The organism is Spirosoma endophyticum, from assembly GCF_900112365.1.
Taxonomy (GTDB): Bacteria; Bacteroidota; Bacteroidia; order Cytophagales; family Spirosomataceae; genus Spirosoma; species Spirosoma endophyticum.
This window is the reverse complement of record NZ_FOLQ01000016.1, coordinates 1-14,267: the sequence shown is the minus strand read 5'-3', so window position 1 is coordinate 14,267 and position 14,267 is coordinate 1. Positions and strand designations below refer to the sequence as shown.

Annotated in this window: 21 protein-coding genes; 17 read left to right on the top strand and 4 right to left on the bottom strand. The window is 48.5% G+C overall.

The features are described 5' to 3' along the window. Positions 1-3: 3 nt before the first annotated feature. From BM202_RS27015 to BM202_RS26980, 8 genes are all read left to right on the top strand, one after another. Positions 4-213: a hypothetical protein gene (locus tag BM202_RS27015; RefSeq protein WP_093832085.1), complete on the top strand. Its 210-nt coding sequence runs from the start codon at positions 4-6 to the stop codon at positions 211-213. A gap of 499 nt (positions 214-712) precedes the next feature. Then, entirely contained in the window at positions 713-1,576 is an 864-nt protein-coding gene (locus BM202_RS27010) for a pirin family protein (protein ID WP_093832083.1), read from the top strand. Positions 1,577-1,594: 18 nt separating this feature from the next. Next, positions 1,595-2,206: an NADPH-dependent F420 reductase gene (locus BM202_RS27005; RefSeq protein ID WP_093832081.1), complete on the top strand. Its 612-nt coding sequence runs from the start codon at positions 1,595-1,597 to the stop codon at positions 2,204-2,206. A gap of 64 nt (positions 2,207-2,270) precedes the next feature. Beyond that, the gene (locus BM202_RS27000; protein WP_093832079.1) at positions 2,271-2,555 is read left to right on the top strand and encodes a GNAT family N-acetyltransferase; all 285 of its coding nucleotides are present in this window, start codon (positions 2,271-2,273) and stop codon (positions 2,553-2,555) included. 8 nt (positions 2,556-2,563) lie between these two features. Next, positions 2,564-3,460 carry an oxidoreductase gene (locus BM202_RS26995; protein ID WP_093832077.1) on the top strand — a complete coding sequence of 299 codons (897 nt, stop codon included), beginning with the start codon at positions 2,564-2,566 and terminating at the stop codon, positions 3,458-3,460. Positions 3,461-3,465: 5 nt separating this feature from the next. After that, positions 3,466-3,681: a (4Fe-4S)-binding protein gene (locus tag BM202_RS26990; protein ID WP_093832075.1), complete on the top strand. Its 216-nt coding sequence runs from the start codon at positions 3,466-3,468 to the stop codon at positions 3,679-3,681. Positions 3,682-3,869: 188 nt separating this feature from the next. Beyond that, the gene (locus BM202_RS26985; protein WP_093832073.1) at positions 3,870-4,862 is read left to right on the top strand and encodes an alpha/beta hydrolase; all 993 of its coding nucleotides are present in this window, start codon (positions 3,870-3,872) and stop codon (positions 4,860-4,862) included. Positions 4,863-4,959: 97 nt separating this feature from the next. Beyond that, entirely contained in the window at positions 4,960-5,706 is a 747-nt protein-coding gene (locus BM202_RS26980; protein WP_093832072.1) for an SDR family NAD(P)-dependent oxidoreductase, read from the top strand. 93 nt (positions 5,707-5,799) lie between these two features. On the opposite strand, the gene BM202_RS26975 is transcribed toward BM202_RS26980, so the two are convergent. Both BM202_RS26975 and BM202_RS26970 read right to left on the bottom strand, forming a co-directional pair. Further along, complete coding sequence (locus BM202_RS26975; RefSeq protein ID WP_093832070.1) at positions 5,800-7,203, bottom strand: YncE family protein; 1,404 nt, start codon at positions 7,201-7,203, stop codon at positions 5,800-5,802. Positions 7,204-7,207: 4 nt separating this feature from the next. Next, entirely contained in the window at positions 7,208-7,810 is a 603-nt protein-coding gene (locus BM202_RS26970; RefSeq protein WP_093832068.1) for a DUF305 domain-containing protein, read from the bottom strand. 291 nt (positions 7,811-8,101) lie between these two features. Here BM202_RS26970 and BM202_RS26965 point away from each other — a divergent pair, with 291 nt between their 5' ends. Beyond that, a complete protein-coding gene (locus BM202_RS26965) occupies positions 8,102-8,461 on the top strand; it encodes a nuclear transport factor 2 family protein (protein WP_093832256.1) in 360 nt (119 codons plus the stop codon). A gap of 57 nt (positions 8,462-8,518) precedes the next feature. Further along, entirely contained in the window at positions 8,519-9,373 is an 855-nt protein-coding gene (locus BM202_RS26960) for an NmrA/HSCARG family protein (RefSeq protein ID WP_093832066.1), read from the top strand. 6 nt (positions 9,374-9,379) lie between these two features. Here BM202_RS26960 and BM202_RS26955 read toward each other — a convergent pair whose 3' ends face one another. Continuing rightward, on the bottom strand, positions 9,380-10,282 hold the full coding sequence (locus tag BM202_RS26955) for a pirin family protein (protein WP_093832064.1): 903 nt from the start codon (positions 10,280-10,282) through the stop codon (positions 9,380-9,382). A gap of 133 nt (positions 10,283-10,415) precedes the next feature. Next, positions 10,416-11,003, bottom strand: a complete 588-nt coding sequence (locus BM202_RS26950; protein WP_093832062.1) for a Crp/Fnr family transcriptional regulator — start codon at positions 11,001-11,003, stop codon at positions 10,416-10,418. A 339-nt stretch (positions 11,004-11,342) separates the two neighbouring features. Between BM202_RS26950 and BM202_RS37405 the strand changes: the two genes are divergently transcribed. From BM202_RS37405 to BM202_RS26930, 7 genes are all read left to right on the top strand, one after another. After that, complete coding sequence (locus BM202_RS37405) at positions 11,343-11,519, top strand: hypothetical protein (protein WP_177236694.1); 177 nt, start codon at positions 11,343-11,345, stop codon at positions 11,517-11,519. A 426-nt stretch (positions 11,520-11,945) separates the two neighbouring features. Then, positions 11,946-12,503: a hypothetical protein gene (locus BM202_RS26945; RefSeq protein ID WP_093832060.1), complete on the top strand. Its 558-nt coding sequence runs from the start codon at positions 11,946-11,948 to the stop codon at positions 12,501-12,503. Then, positions 12,500-12,706: a hypothetical protein gene (locus BM202_RS26940; protein ID WP_093832058.1), complete on the top strand. Its 207-nt coding sequence runs from the start codon at positions 12,500-12,502 to the stop codon at positions 12,704-12,706. Before BM202_RS26945 ends, BM202_RS26940 begins: the two co-directional genes overlap by 4 nt. A 29-nt stretch (positions 12,707-12,735) precedes the next feature. Next, positions 12,736-12,924: a hypothetical protein gene (locus BM202_RS36780; RefSeq protein WP_143100766.1), complete on the top strand. Its 189-nt coding sequence runs from the start codon at positions 12,736-12,738 to the stop codon at positions 12,922-12,924. Positions 12,925-12,936: 12 nt separating this feature from the next. After that, positions 12,937-13,059 (top strand): hypothetical protein, encoded by a 123-nt coding sequence (locus tag BM202_RS38780; RefSeq protein WP_262507711.1) that lies wholly within the window; start codon positions 12,937-12,939, stop codon positions 13,057-13,059. Positions 13,060-13,274: 215 nt separating this feature from the next. Continuing rightward, positions 13,275-13,985, top strand: coding sequence for a sensor histidine kinase (locus BM202_RS26935; protein ID WP_093832056.1), 711 nt, complete (start codon positions 13,275-13,277; stop codon positions 13,983-13,985). Between the two features lie 26 nt (positions 13,986-14,011). Next, positions 14,012-14,267: transposase (locus tag BM202_RS26930; RefSeq protein ID WP_245776798.1), on the top strand; the 256-nt coding region annotated here is incomplete at its 3' end.

The following is a 14,267-nucleotide window of genomic DNA, read 5'->3' as shown; positions in this document are numbered from 1 at the left end:
CTCATGCGCCAGGCCTCATCAATTCTTCTTTTCATTGTGGCTGGTATTATTTGTTTCAGTGGATACTGTATGGCGCTTATTGATTGGGTACAGGACGCCAGAACAGGGGTTTATGAAAGCAATTATACAGAAGCTGTTCTGGAGACATCTGCGCTGGTAATCTATACCTACCTAGCCATGCGTTTTTTAAACAGGAAAATACCTTTTTTGTAGATGACGAAAGTAAGCAGGACAAACCAACGGCTCAATAACCCAACGATCCTTTTAAACTCCCTGTCGTTTTTACATAATGCACTGCCAATCCTATCCAAGTAGGATACAGTGAATGCTTCATTGGATAATGATGAATTAGACAAACGAGGGGTAGAATGGCTCTCAGAAGAAGGGCTAAACGTTCGGCACTGCTCTCGTTATTACTCTGGTCATAAGGACTTCAATGGCTAATGCATAATCTTGATGATATTCACTCATTGACAGGATTTTACGAAGTTCATTAAAGCCCGGCATCCTACCTTTTATTAAACGAAATAATCTGCCGTACCAGAGGTAGAGAGCTAGTCGAATTAAATCAGTTTTACCTAAAAGCACTCTGCAATACATACTCGTATAGCGTAACAAATTGATCTACATCAACACTTTTAGTTACCATACCTCATCAGGTTGTCGTGTCAGGTACTAGTAAATTTGCTCCTGAATAAAAAGAGCAAATGTGATGAGACAACGAACTGTTTCCAGTCTATATACACCGCACAACGAACAGGGCTTTCTGGGCGCTGGTCATGTGGCACGTACCGTTTTAACAGGTGGCTTCAAAAAAACAGATCCGTTCATTTTCCTGATGGACGATATACTAGACAAAAAAGATAACGAACCCGCCGGTGGGCCTCATCCTCATGCAGGCTTTGAGACGGTCTCTCTTCTGGTCGATGGGGAAATAAAGGAGCAGCTGGAGTCTATGAAAAAGGGCGACTTCCAGCTCATGACGGCCGGTAGCGGTACGGTTCACACCGAAACCATTGATGGTCCTACCAAAGGGCGTTTATTCCAAATGTGGTTGAACCTCCCCCGGAAGGATCGCTGGGTTACTCCCCGGATTCAGCTGTTGCCAGCCGAACAGGTACCGGTATTAAACAAAGAGGGTGTCAACATGCGGCTGTACAGCGGGACACTGGCCGGCCTTCACTCACCGGTAAAAAATTACACACCCCTGATTGCCGCCGAGTTCACCATGAAAGCAGGCGTTGACACCAACGTTCAGTTTCCGGCCAGTTTCAACGCGTTTCTGTATATCATCAGCGGTTCGGTCCAAATCGCTGGTAAAGATATACACCAGGATCAGGTAGCCTGGCTGGATGTATTCGACACCGAAGAAGACAGCAACCTGACGATGCAGGCGGGCGAAAACGGTGTGCGCTTCGTGCTGTATGCGGCCAAGCCAACCCACGAAAACATCGTTTCCTACGGGCCTTTCATTGCCGACACCCAGGCAGAGATTGCCGACTTGTACAAACAATACAGAAGCGGAACGATGAAACACATCGCTACCGCCCCTGAAGCCCAAAAACTGACCTATTAACTTCTAAACAGAACGAGCATGAGTTACACAATCGGTATTATCGGTTCAGGCCATATTGGCCGTGGATTGGCTACACATCTGGCCAAAACAACGTATCCGGTATTGATCACCAACAGCCGGGGCCCAGCCTCATTGACAGACCTGGTAGCTTCCATTGGCGGATCGTTACAGGCCGCTGACTTTAGCCAAACCATTGCCCAGGCCGACGTTTTATTTATCGCCGTTCCCTGGGCACAAGTACCAGATCTGGCCAACCAATTACAGGGGTATAACGGGAAGATCCTTGTCGATGCTACCAACAATATTGTCTCGGTCAGCCCTTTCCAACTGGCCGATACAGGAGGCAAACCAACGGGTGAGTACGTAGCGGCCCTATTCCCGGGGCAGCGGGTAGTCAAAGCGTTTAATACGCTCGCGGCTGCTACCCTTGTCCAGCCATCGCAAACCAGCCTGGGCAATTCGGTCATTATCATCAGTGGTGATGATGCCGAAGCAAAAAAAGAAGTAGCCGACATCACGAGAGCCATGGGGTTCGAGCCGATTGACATTGGCACATTCAGGCAGGGCGGCCACCTTCAGGATGTAGGCGGGGCATTGTCCGGAATTGAACTTATTAAGGTAAATCGGTAAGTGTTGGGCTACTTTCTGCGTAGCCCATTGCCACTTGTAACGCGCAGACGAACACGAATCGTACATGGACATTCAGCATAAAGACAACGGACAAAAAGGGCTTTTTTATGTAGCGGTAGACGGTAAAACAGAAGCCGAAATGACCTACGTCTGGTCAGGTGACCAACGAATCATCATCGACCACACCGGCGTAAGTGAAGCCCTAAAAGGTCGGAATGTTGGCAAACAACTGGTGCATGCTGCTGTCCTTTTTGCCCGCGAAAAACAACTCAAAATACTGCCGCTTTGCCCTTTCGCCAGAGCGGTATTTAATAAAGTGCCTGATTACCAGGACGTGCTCTTTTATTAATCGAAACCATGTGGACAACCCAAAACATTCCTGATCTGGACGGGAAACAGGTCTTGGTAACCGGCGGCAATTCGGGTATAGGCTACGAAATGGGGCTAGCTTTGTACAAGGCCGGGGCCACCGTGACCATTGCCGGACGTGATGACCGGAAGCTAAGCCAGGCTGCCAAAGCAATAAAGGAGGTGGCGGACAAAGGCACTATAGAAACGGCGGTCCTGAACCTGGCCAATCTGGCGCAGGTGAAGCAGTTTGCGCAAGATTACATCAGCACGCATGCCCGTCTGGATATCCTGATCAATAATGCCGGGGTGATGATGCCGCCACAAAGCCTTACCGATGATGGGTATGAGCTGCAATTTGGCACTAATTTTTTAGGGCATTTTGCCTTGACGGGGCATCTCTATACGTTGCTGAAACAGACGAAAGGCGCCCGGGTAGTCACCCTGAGCAGCGGTGCCTACAAATGGGCAACGGGCATTGACTACGACAATCTGCGTTCTAAAAAATCGTACGACCCCGTTCGTGAATACGGGATCAGTAAACTGGCGGATATGTTGTTTGCGCTGGAGCTGCAACGAAAAATGGACCATGTCGGCGCAGATCTGTATTCTCTGGCGGCTCATCCGGGTATTGTTCGGACAGGATTGCAGCGGCATATTGACGCCACAGCCCTGAACACCTACAATGACGTAATGGAACCCTGGCAGGGCGCTTTACCAGCCCTGTTTGCCGCTACGTCGCCCGAGGCTGTCAAAGGGGGATATTACGGTCCCGATGGCGAAAAAGAACTGACGGGGTATCCGGCCCCTGCCTTCATCAACGAAACGGCTGCCAATAGAGCGGAAGCCGAAACGTTGTGGGCCTACGCCGAAAAAGAAACCGGAGTTTCTTTCGAAAACGAATAACACACATGACAAAAGAATACAGCAACGGCGAAATAACCATCATATGGCAGGCGGAAAAATGCATTCATTCCGCCAATTGCGTACGACTGTTGCCCGACGTGTATCACCCCAAAGAAGCACCGTGGGTTAAACCCGAAAACGCCACCACCCAGCAGCTTGTCGACCAGATCAATCAGTGCCCATCCGGTGCACTTAGTTACCGGGTCAATACAGCCAACTAAGGTCAGTCAAGGTAGTTGCCCTTGGTTTCGAATCCGTGAATCCGGGCTACATTGCCAAGTTTCGTTGATGTACATCAACGGTGTTTTTTATCATACCTCAATGCCTTCCGATTTCCTGAACGCTAGTTTTGTCTCGTCCCTGAAGGAACACTCAGGATTTATCACTTTAAAACTTAACGGCTTTACTCATGAGCAGCACGGCACAGGAGCGTCCCTTCAAAGGCGAGGAGGACCCACAAATATTTTCGGAGGTTAGAACGTTTTTGCAGGCCCTAAACGCAGGCGATGGCAAGCCCGTAGAAGCATTAAGCCCCGCCGATGCCCGACAGGTATTGACCGGCGCCCAGCAATCGGTTGAAGTCGATTATTCCGGTATTACCGAAACTGAAAAGACAATTTCGCAAAACGGCTATCGCGTAAACATCCACATCGTAAAACCCGAACATATCCAGGATGGGGCACCGGCATTCCTCTTCATCCACGGGGGTGGCTGGGTGCTGGGCGACTACCCCACGCACCGTCGACTCGTGCGTGATCTGGTGGTGAACAGTGGGGCCGTGGCCGTCTTTCCCGATTATACGCCTTCGCCCGAAGCGCAATACCCAACGGCCATCAACGAAATTTATGCAACGCTGCAATGGGTAGCCAAAAATGGCAGCGAAATAGGTGTGGATGGCCGCAATCTGGCGATTGTGGGTAATAGCGTCGGTGGTAACATGTCGGCGGTTGTATCCTTGATGGCTAAACATAACAACGGTCCCAAACTCAAGCTACAGGTGTTGCTGTGGCCCGTCACGAATGCTGATTTTAATACCGACTCCTATAACTTGTTTGCCAGCGGCCGGTTTCTCACCAAAAACATGATGACGTGGTTTTGGGATAACTACCTGCCTGACACCAGCAAGCGGAACGATATTTATGCATCGCCCCTACAGGCTACCCTTGATGAGTTGAAAGGCTTACCCCCGGCGCTGGTGCAGACCGCCGAAAATGATGTATTGCGGGATGAAGGCGAAGCCTACGCCCGGAAGCTGAACGAAGCGGGTGTACCCGTAACCCACACCCGGTACAGCGGTCTGATTCACGACTACGGGCTGCTAAACCCCATTGCCAATGTACCGGCGGTACAAACGGCCCTGTTGCAGGCGGCTGCGGTAATCAAAGCGGCTTTAAAGGCCTAACCGTCTCAAAAAACAACCGGTTCGTTACGGCTCATCCCGGAATAGACAACGGGTAATCGTCAACTGATCCATTCATAATAGATAAGAACAAATTATAATGGCCAAACTTCAGGGGAAGGTCGCTTTTGTTACCGGCGGTAGCCGGGGAATTGGTGCGGGCATCGTTCAACGATTAGCCGAAGACGGAGCTAGTGTCGCCTTTACATACGTCAGTTCTGGCGAAAAGGCGGAAAAACTGGTCAGTAAGCTTGAAAACCTGGCCGTCAAGGCGCTGGCGATCAAAGCGGATACCGGAAGCGACGAGGAGATCGATAGGGCCATCCAAGTAGTAGTGCAGACGTTTGGTCGTATCGACATTATTGTCAACAGCGCGGGCTTATTTATCACCGGAACCATCGATGCCTCCGATACCGATTTGGTCGCCTTTAAAAAACAGTGGGAGGTCAATGTGCATGGTGTGGTTCATACCGTTCGAACGGCCTTGCCCTACATGGGTACCGGTGGCCGGATCATCAGCATTGGCTCTACGGGCGGCAGTCACTCGCCTTATCCGGGTATTGGCGATTATGCGGCTACTAAAGCGACTCTTGCCGCCTACACCCGAAGCTGGGCCAGAGATCTGGGAAGCAAAAACATAACCGCAAATATTATACAGCCGGGGCTGATTGACACCGACATGAACCCGGCTGATGGTCTGCATAGTTCGGCCATGCTGCAATCTGTTGCCCTGGGTCGGTATGGAAACCCGACCGACATCGGCGCTGCGGTGGCGTTCCTGGCTAGTGATGACGCGCAATACATTACCGGTGTAACGCTGAATGTAGATGGCGGGCAGACTACATAAGGCAAGCGCGTTACTTCTGAAGGCACAACCGATTATATAAACTAAAAGAGCACCTAGCTAAGGTGCTCTTTTAGTTTATAGTCTATTTTTTAATCAGCGTTTATCAACCAAAACCACTTCCTGGGTTGTATTGTCAACCAAGATGATGTGGGTATATTCGTTCGTAGTTGCCTTTTTTCCGGTTGACCGTACCAGGCCGGTAGACTGGCCCATGTATTTCCCTTTATCATCCGCCTTGAATTGGTTGACCTCATAATCGACCGCGTAAGGGGCTGTTTTAGAGCGCGTAAACGCCAGCGTGTATGAGCCATTGGGTTGCAGGTTTGAAAAAATCTGTTCCACCAGATCGGCCAAGCCAACCGGGCGCACAGCCAGCCTGCCCAGTCCATGGTCGTTATTGCCTGCCGGGGCAAGCATGATAAGCTGGGTAGCGGCCGAATCGCTTAGTGCTGTCAGGTTGGCCTTGGTCCGGGCATCGGTTACGGCATTGTCGGCATACACCAACGCCTGCGGACTTTGCCCAATTTTCACCGGCGGCAGCGGCTGCATGGTTTCCAGGTTAATGCCTTGTACTTCGTCGGCATACTCCAACCCCACGTACGCGAGCTTCCCATCAGGTGCCGCCCAGATGCCATGCGGCAAGGTACCCACTGTGACCGAATCGGTTTGTTTAAAATTCTGCGCCGGGTCAAACACACGTACTTTATTTTCGCCACCCACCGTTGCCAGCATCAGCAGTTTTTTGTCGACGTACGTAAACGTTACATGATTGGTGATGGCCCCCGTGTTCAGCACATTAGCGATGGTCTGGGTGCTAGTATTCAATACCGTTACCTTCCCGACATCTTTGTGTGTAAAAGCAACCCATTCGCCTTTGGGGCTGGTGAAGATATTGGGTGAAAACGGACTTACCACAGGTATCTTTTTGACGGGCTTATACGTAGTAGTATTGATTATGTCGAGTTCGGGCGTGAAACTGGAACACACGTAGGCCAGCTTACCATCGGGCGAAAAAGACACCATTCCCGGACCGTCAGCCACTGGTACTTGCTTTACTTCGGTCATGGTGGCTACGTCGATCACACTAATATAGGCTTCGCCCCGCACCGAGACCCACAGATGTTTGCCGTCGGGTGTGAAGGTCGGCTCGTGGGGTGAGCGCCCAACATAGACCGTTTTCAGCACCTTGTTAGTTTCGGTAGAAATAAACGTAACAGCGTTGGAGCCGATGGATACCACCGCCAGTAGCTTTCTGGCAGGCAGATAGCGCAGGCCATGTACCAGCGCCTGCCCCCGGTACAAGGGCGACAGTACGTTGGGGTATGGTTTGCCCAAGTCGATTTCGCCCAAAAAGGCATTGGTCGAGGGGTCCACAACCGATACCGTGTTGGATACCTGATTGGCCGTATATACCCGGTCGTGCGCGTAGCGTGATTGGGCGCGAGCAGTAATGCTGCCTACCAGCAGTAGGCTTATAAGAAAACGTTTCTGGTACATGGTATTACTTTAAAAAATCTGACATCTGGTCAATGTCAATTTGCTGGTTGGCCATGAGTTGTCTGGCATACGCGTTTACAGACCCATTACCGCTGTATTGCAATAATACCTTAGCCATATCAATAGCCGCCTGATGGTGTGGCTTCATGACGGCAGCAAATGCTTTGTCGATGTCCGTCAGCGCATTAGTTAGCGGCATCGTTTTCATCATAACGTTCATCGTTTGGTCCATTGCCGGTTGGAACATAAGGGGAATGGGCGTTCCGTTGGCACTGGCTTGTTTCAGCCAGAGCTGCATCTGTTCTATTTCGCTTTTTTGTTCGACCCGGATGCTTTTGGCTAGCTGAATCATCTCCCCATTTTTGCCATGAATAATTTCGTAGTTCGCCATGGCAATAGCGCCCTGATGATGAAGGATCATTTGGTTCAGAAAAATAGTGGCCGGACTGTTGCCAACCGGTGCGTCTGCCATGCGTACCATCATCGTATCCATCATGGTCAGGTAAACCTGTTTCGGGGTCTGCTCTGGCGTTACGTGATGAGGGTGTTGCGCCTGTAAACGTGGCGCATACACCAGGAAGGCGATAAGAAACCTGTATTTTTTCATTCGTACGTATCATTGCGTTTCACGATGCGTCAAGTGTTCTCAAACTGAACAGTGCTGTGGCAACTCATTGCTCCTACAAAAGTAATGTGGGCGTCGCAGCCACTTGTTGATATATGATAACTAAGCGTCTTACCAGGCACAATGTACATTCGGAGTACTAGCTTGACAGTTAGCAACTGGCAGCAGCCAGTCATCTTTATTGATATACATCAACGTTTGGCACCAAAGGCGAGGCTTACTTTTGGGCAGCAAAATCGTATCGTTTTAGGAAACAAACTAATCAGTCTATCTATGGATGCCCAGTCAATGCATACTCTCCAGCAAACACATACCGCTGTCTGGAATGAAAAAGACCGTACAACGCGTGATGCACTGATGCAAACCATCTATGCCGACGATATAAAAATGTACGACAAGGATTTTATCCTTACCGGCACTACCGCCGTTTCTGACTTTATTGACAAGCTGTTTGCGGGTGATGCCAATTTTACCTTTTCGCCAACAAAACCCATGGAAAGTACACAACATGGAGCCCGGCTATACTGGGATATTCGGACCGGTCCCCAGCCGAATGTCTTGACCGGCATGGATTTTTTCGTTGTAGAAAATGAAAAAGTAGCGCATCTGTATGTTTTTATGGATGCTCAGTAAAGGGTTACAACAGGCTAGCGCAAAGCCATTTTCCCGTCATCAAAACACATCGACAATATGACTGTGAAGCCCGTTATTCTGGTTACGGGGGCTACCGGCAATCAGGGTAGTGCTGTAACGAAAAGCTTGGTAGGACAAGGAACATTTACGGTTCGTACGCTGGTCAGAGATAGGGCGGGTGAGAAAGCAAAAACGCTGGAAACACTGGGCGCCGAGCTGGTAGAAGGTGATTTTGAGAATATTAAATCGTTGGATAATGCGCTACAGGGCGTCCATGGTGTCTTTTCCATGCAGGACTTTGCCCGAGGTGTCGATACGGAAGTTAAACAGGGGAAAACAGTGGCTGACCTGGCTAAAAAAGCGGGCGTCAATCACTTCGTCTATTCGTCGGTCGGCAGTGCCAATCGCCAGACGGGTATTCCGCATTTTGAGAGTAAGCATACCATAGAAGGGCATATCCGAGGGATTGATTTGCCTTATACCATTTTGCGGCCTGTCTACTTTATGTATAACTACAGGGGTATGCGGGATATGATTAATCAAGGCATTATTGAGCTACCACTAAGCCCCCAAACAACATTACAGCAACTGTCCGAGCAGGATTATGGCAACATGGTGGCTGCTGTATTCGCCGACAGAGACCGATTTTTAGGAAAAGAGATCGACGTTGCCAGTGTTGATATATCGATGACAGAACTGGCTGAAAGTTTCAGCCATGTAGCCAATAAGCCCGTACAGTATCGGCAAATTTCGTTTGATAGCTTTCGCGAACAGGCCGGTGAAGAAACAGCCCGAATGTTTACCTGGTTTGAAACGGTTGGCTACAGTGCCGATTTAACGGAATTGGAAACGATGTTCTTCCCGCTCTCATCTGTTGATAGGTATCTAGCCCAAAATTGGGGTACTAACTGATGGGGTCTAGGGCAGATTTTTTTCATCATACTCGATCTTCCCATAGTTGCCTTTGTAATAATCGTTGTAGGCCAGTGAAATTTCATACTCCGTATTCATCACAAATGGCCCGGCCGCAACAATGGGTTCGGTATAAGGCTCCCCGCCAAATAAAATAACGTCGATGGGGCGTAGTGAAACGTTCTTTATATCGATTTCACCGCTGGCCCGGTCAAAGACAAGTAACTCTCCCGTTTGATAATCAGTATCATTAACGACAGCGTCTTGTTGGGGAAGAAAAGCAGCGTATTCTACCAGATCGCTGGTTTTCAATGTAAAAAAGTGGCCCCCTTCCAGATGCAGGTGATAAATAAATTGACTGGTATACGATGGAATTTTTGATGTTAGTTCTTCATAGTCGCCGGCAATAACCTTGATCCAGCCGCTTCCGTTGGGCAGTTCTTTCCGGGGTATTTCATACGCTTGTAGGGGTAAATAGTCGGCCTCTTCGGCTTTATTTTTAGCGGGCAGATTAATCCAGAATTGAAAGCTGTGCGTTATCAGTTCATCGGATAAATCATCGGCTTTCATACTTTCATCATGGATAATGCCGTTCCCCGCTTTCATCCATTGTACCCCACCCGAACGAACGTTGGCGTGGTGCCCTTTGCTGTCGTAATGCTCGGCTTCCCCATTTAACACGTACGTTAACGTAGCAATGCCCCGGTGGGGATGTGGTCCTGTCCCTTCTACTTTCTGCTGAAGACTCTGTTTGTCGTGTTTAGCCGGTAACAGGTGATCGAGAAACACAAAAGGGCCAATAGCCTCGACGTACCGATTAGGCAATAACCGGTCAATTTTATATAAACCAATATCGGCTCGTTTCCCCTGCGAAACGAACTGAATTTTATTTCTGACGTTCGGCGACATGCTTCTTCATATTTAGGGTCGTGTATTATTCATTTATCAATACAAAATTGCACTACGCCGATTGGCAGAACGATGATATGGCGCAAAAAAAAGCGTTGATGTACATCAACGCTTTTACACATACGTAATCAACTTATTTTTTTATGTACTGATGGCGAATGCGGCTTAGTGTTTCTTTGGTTATTCCCAGGTAAGACGCGATAATATGTTGAGGGAAACGCTGCAAGAATTCAGGATATAGCTTGATCAATTCTTCATAGCGATAATCAGCCGTATAGTTTTGGGCCATATTCAAGCGTTTTTGAGCAGCCATGTGCTGATTATCATCAAGCTTTATTCGCATTTCGTTGAAGGCAGGAATAGTATTGACTCGTTCGTAATAGCCATTTGCCTTTGGCAATAACAGCAACTCGGTTTCTTCCCAGGCATCTATATTGTAAATAGATGGTATTTCTTTATGAAAGCTCTCGCGGTCGGAGGTCCACCAGTTTTCGATGCATAGATTAAGTACATGCTCATACCCTTTATGGTCGACAGTGTATTGGCGTGTAGCTCCCTTAACAATAAAGGCGATGTATTTGCAGACTTCGCCTTCCTGTAACAGAAACTGTCTTTTCCTTAATTTTCTGGGAATGAACGCTTCCTCGATCAGACTGATATCTGCTTCGGATAAGGGAATAGATGATCGTTCCTGTATATAGTGTATTAGCGAAGTGAACATCGAAACGGGGTTGTAAAACAGAATAGTACAAAAGTACTTACCTGATACGTCCGTTTCAAGCGTTTGGCTTTGTAAAGATAATGGCTGGCTCGACAGCGTTTACTGGGAAAAGAGAAGGTAAAAACCGCCATGACTGGCCTCATAAAACCCTGGCTGAGAATAAATTGCAGAACATGCTGACCAGTCAGTTTTACCAGGTAATCAAACGCGATCAGCCGCATAACCCAAACAAATGAACATGCATGTTAGACAAGAAACCCCAGCCGACTACGCCGACGTTTCGGCACTGATCCAGACAGCTATGTCCAGTTGTCTTACAGGGACAAAAAAGAGCAACTGATGGTGGACAGATTACGAAAATCCGATGCGTTCATCCCCCAACTTTCACTGGTAGCCCAAACGGATACCGGCGAACTGGTAGGCCATATTTTGCTAACTAAACTTCACATTCAACACCAGCACCAACGGGTTTTGGGTGATTTCTACGAACAATTCGCGTATGTGAATGGCGACTAGTCGAAAATTGAGATCACAGAAATTGTGGACTCTCTACCTTTTACTGGATACAACCTTAAGATCGCTTACCGTATTGACCCGTCAGAGTCAATAAGCGTAATCTGAGAAATATGACATTTTAACAATGAATTTTTTGAGGCTCAATGCGGATCTATTTATTGCTTTAGTGTAAAAGCAGTTCAGCTTTATTCGTTCACGAAAACCCTTCAATAATCTGACGCTTGATAACATTATCCACTGATCCACAAAACGACCCAATGACGCATTCATGTAGGGAATAATTCATCCCAGTTCAACGCTTACTTTTAGCATTTCAATCACCCGTTTGGCGTTTTGATGTAGATCCATCTAGTGGAAAGGGGTGGGCTTGCTTTGTTTTGTATCAAATCAAAATATAAGGCTAAGTAAACACTGCCGCTCAGGTCAATGAAAAAGTTATTTATTACCCTATTATCCCTAGGAATGCTATCGGCAGCCTGCAAAAAAGAGGGATCGAATGGAATTGATCCAACCACCACACCCCCTATCGATATGCCAGCCTCGCCCGCTAAAATTCCGGCTGAATTAGTGGGCAAATGGTCATATGGCACCTTCTCGCCGACCAACTTCTGGAATTACAACGGTACCTATGCGGGCAATGCCTACGAGCAGGCATTGGTTTTTGATTTTCATGCGGATGGCACGTACGAAGAATATGTGATCAATTCAACCACCAGCTACAACTGTCGTACGGAAGCCTACACCTATTTTAAGGGCATCGTAACCGTGAACGAAGCCAACCACTCCTTCTCCATTCAACCCACCATTGGAAGATATCGGGGTTTTTATGCCTGTGCACCCAAAAGCAATATCAACCGCGATGCCAAACCGACTGAGTTGAAACTTGAGCAGATGAATTATAAAGTCGAACCGGCTATGGTGGCTATCAAACTATCGGATGCTGAAAATCCACAGGGCGTACGATTGAAAGCCATTACCTGGTGAGCTGTATTATCGATCGACCTAATAAAGAGTACGTTTACCTATCAGAAACAAAGCTGGACCCACAGCATTCGGATACCTCACTAGGCAGTCTGCTTACATACGGCTTGCCCATCCGCTCGGATGGCACCATCCTGATCGGCCTGGATAACGAAATGGATATCTTGAACCCAGCTATCGGACAGAGATCCGGCGGTTACACCTGATTCCTTCCACTCGCTTTCCCCATCAAATCGTGTTTGACTGCTTCGATGATCCGCAGGGGAATACTTACTTTCCGACTGAGACAACCCTCTGTCGGTATACCAGGCGGGGCGTTATTGAGCGCATTGAAGGGCATCAACCCATGCAACTACCGTCCGATTGCTTTCCCAGTTCCACCAATCGACTATGGGTGACGGCGGGCCGGACAGTGTACGAGTAGGATCTGGGCCAGATGCATTCCTTACCTCCGCTGGATCTGCTGGACGTAGTGATTAACGGCACCCGGTTAGAAATCAACTCGAACGACCGGCACCTGGAGCGGGACAGTCTGGGACGAACTACCTTGACCATCTAGGAGGACGATCAACTGAGTATCCGCCTTTCACCCTACTCGAACTGGCATTCCTCGACTTTCCCTTTCAGCTACAGAGCTACGACCAGCAATGGAATGTAGATGAGGGCGTCGATGCTACTGCTAATTATCAGTTGCTGGCAGGCACCTACACTTTTATCGTTAATCGAGCGCTGAAAGCGGGACAATGGGAGACACGACAGTCTACATTCAGGCTGATGGTACAACCTCCTTTGTGGAAAACTGGCTGGTTCTTTGCGTTGTTGGCCTTAATCGTAATCAGTAATCTGCTGTTACTGTATCGATCATTACGCAGTAGGTATAAATTACGCCAGCAGCTTGTTCAATGGCAGATAGAGGCCTATAATCTCCGGCAGTTAGACGAGATGAAAAGTCGGTTTTCTACCAACATCACCCACAAATTCCGAACGCCCCTAACCCTGATTCTGGACCCTTTCGAGCAACTGTTACAGGAAGGGCAGTCCACAGCTATTCAGGGACGGCTATCGGGGATCGAAACCCATGCCCGTCAGTCACTGGGTCTAATTAATCAGTTAATGGACCTGACCAAACTAGAGGCCGGGATGATGCCAAGACATACCTCGGTCGGCAACCTGAACGAGTTTATCCGTACCGTAATTGGCATCTTTCAAGGGCAAGCTGACAGCCGTACTATCACCCTGACTGTTAACGGCCAGCTCCAGGGCGACTACTGGTTTGATGCCGACAAACTCAAACAGATTCTGGTTAACCTGCTCTCCAACGCACTAAAATTTACCCACAATGGCGGGCGCATTACCATTTCCATCCAGGCCACTCCTTGTCTTACGCTCACTGTCGCGGACACTGGCATCGGCATCGCGGCTGACTGTACGTCGTCAAGTAAAAGTGGACAAAAGGGTTGGGAATGGGAAGAGACAATTCAGTAAATTGTTTCACTCAAACCTCCTTGATTATGTCCAATTCAACCAAAACTTCCAAAGGCAAACGTGCAGCTTCTCCAACCCCCACATCTGCCGAGCGTAAACCTGCTTTATCCATTATCAAAGACATCCAGCGACAAACCAGACGACAGTACACCGCGGAAGAAAAAATTCGCATTGTCCTGGAAGGCTTACAAGGCGAACAGTCAGTAGCCGAGATCTGTCGGCGAGAAGGGCTCAATACTAACATTTATTACCGTTGGAGTAAGGAGTTCCTGGAAGCGGGTA

What these genes read in the sequence shown, in the direction of transcription:
- BM202_RS27015 (WP_093832085.1), top strand. Translation starts at nt 4, where the DNA reads ATGCGCCAGGCCTCATCAATTCTTCTTTTCATTGTGGCTGGTATTATT.
- BM202_RS27010 (WP_093832083.1), top strand. Translation starts at nt 713, where the DNA reads ATGAGACAACGAACTGTTTCCAGTCTATATACACCGCACAACGAACAG.
- BM202_RS27005 (WP_093832081.1), top strand. Translation starts at nt 1,595, where the DNA reads ATGAGTTACACAATCGGTATTATCGGTTCAGGCCATATTGGCCGTGGA.
- BM202_RS27000 (WP_093832079.1), top strand. Translation starts at nt 2,271, where the DNA reads ATGGACATTCAGCATAAAGACAACGGACAAAAAGGGCTTTTTTATGTA.
- BM202_RS26995 (WP_093832077.1), top strand. Translation starts at nt 2,564, where the DNA reads ATGTGGACAACCCAAAACATTCCTGATCTGGACGGGAAACAGGTCTTG.
- BM202_RS26990 (WP_093832075.1), top strand. Translation starts at nt 3,466, where the DNA reads ATGACAAAAGAATACAGCAACGGCGAAATAACCATCATATGGCAGGCG.
- BM202_RS26985 (WP_093832073.1), top strand. Translation starts at nt 3,870, where the DNA reads ATGAGCAGCACGGCACAGGAGCGTCCCTTCAAAGGCGAGGAGGACCCA.
- BM202_RS26980 (WP_093832072.1), top strand. Translation starts at nt 4,960, where the DNA reads ATGGCCAAACTTCAGGGGAAGGTCGCTTTTGTTACCGGCGGTAGCCGG.
- BM202_RS26975 (WP_093832070.1), bottom strand. Translation starts at nt 7,203, where the DNA reads ATGTACCAGAAACGTTTTCTTATAAGCCTACTGCTGGTAGGCAGCATT.
- BM202_RS26970 (WP_093832068.1), bottom strand. Translation starts at nt 7,810, where the DNA reads ATGAAAAAATACAGGTTTCTTATCGCCTTCCTGGTGTATGCGCCACGT.
- BM202_RS26965 (WP_093832256.1), top strand. Translation starts at nt 8,102, where the DNA reads ATGGATGCCCAGTCAATGCATACTCTCCAGCAAACACATACCGCTGTC.
- BM202_RS26960 (WP_093832066.1), top strand. Translation starts at nt 8,519, where the DNA reads ATGACTGTGAAGCCCGTTATTCTGGTTACGGGGGCTACCGGCAATCAG.
- BM202_RS26955 (WP_093832064.1), bottom strand. Translation starts at nt 10,282, where the DNA reads ATGTCGCCGAACGTCAGAAATAAAATTCAGTTCGTTTCGCAGGGGAAA.
- BM202_RS26950 (WP_093832062.1), bottom strand. Translation starts at nt 11,003, where the DNA reads ATGTTCACTTCGCTAATACACTATATACAGGAACGATCATCTATTCCC.
- BM202_RS37405 (WP_177236694.1), top strand. Translation starts at nt 11,343, where the DNA reads ATGGTGGACAGATTACGAAAATCCGATGCGTTCATCCCCCAACTTTCA.
- BM202_RS26945 (WP_093832060.1), top strand. Translation starts at nt 11,946, where the DNA reads ATGAAAAAGTTATTTATTACCCTATTATCCCTAGGAATGCTATCGGCA.
- BM202_RS38780 (WP_262507711.1), top strand. Translation starts at nt 12,937, where the DNA reads ATGCATTCCTTACCTCCGCTGGATCTGCTGGACGTAGTGATTAACGGC.
- BM202_RS26935 (WP_093832056.1), top strand. Translation starts at nt 13,275, where the DNA reads ATGGTACAACCTCCTTTGTGGAAAACTGGCTGGTTCTTTGCGTTGTTG.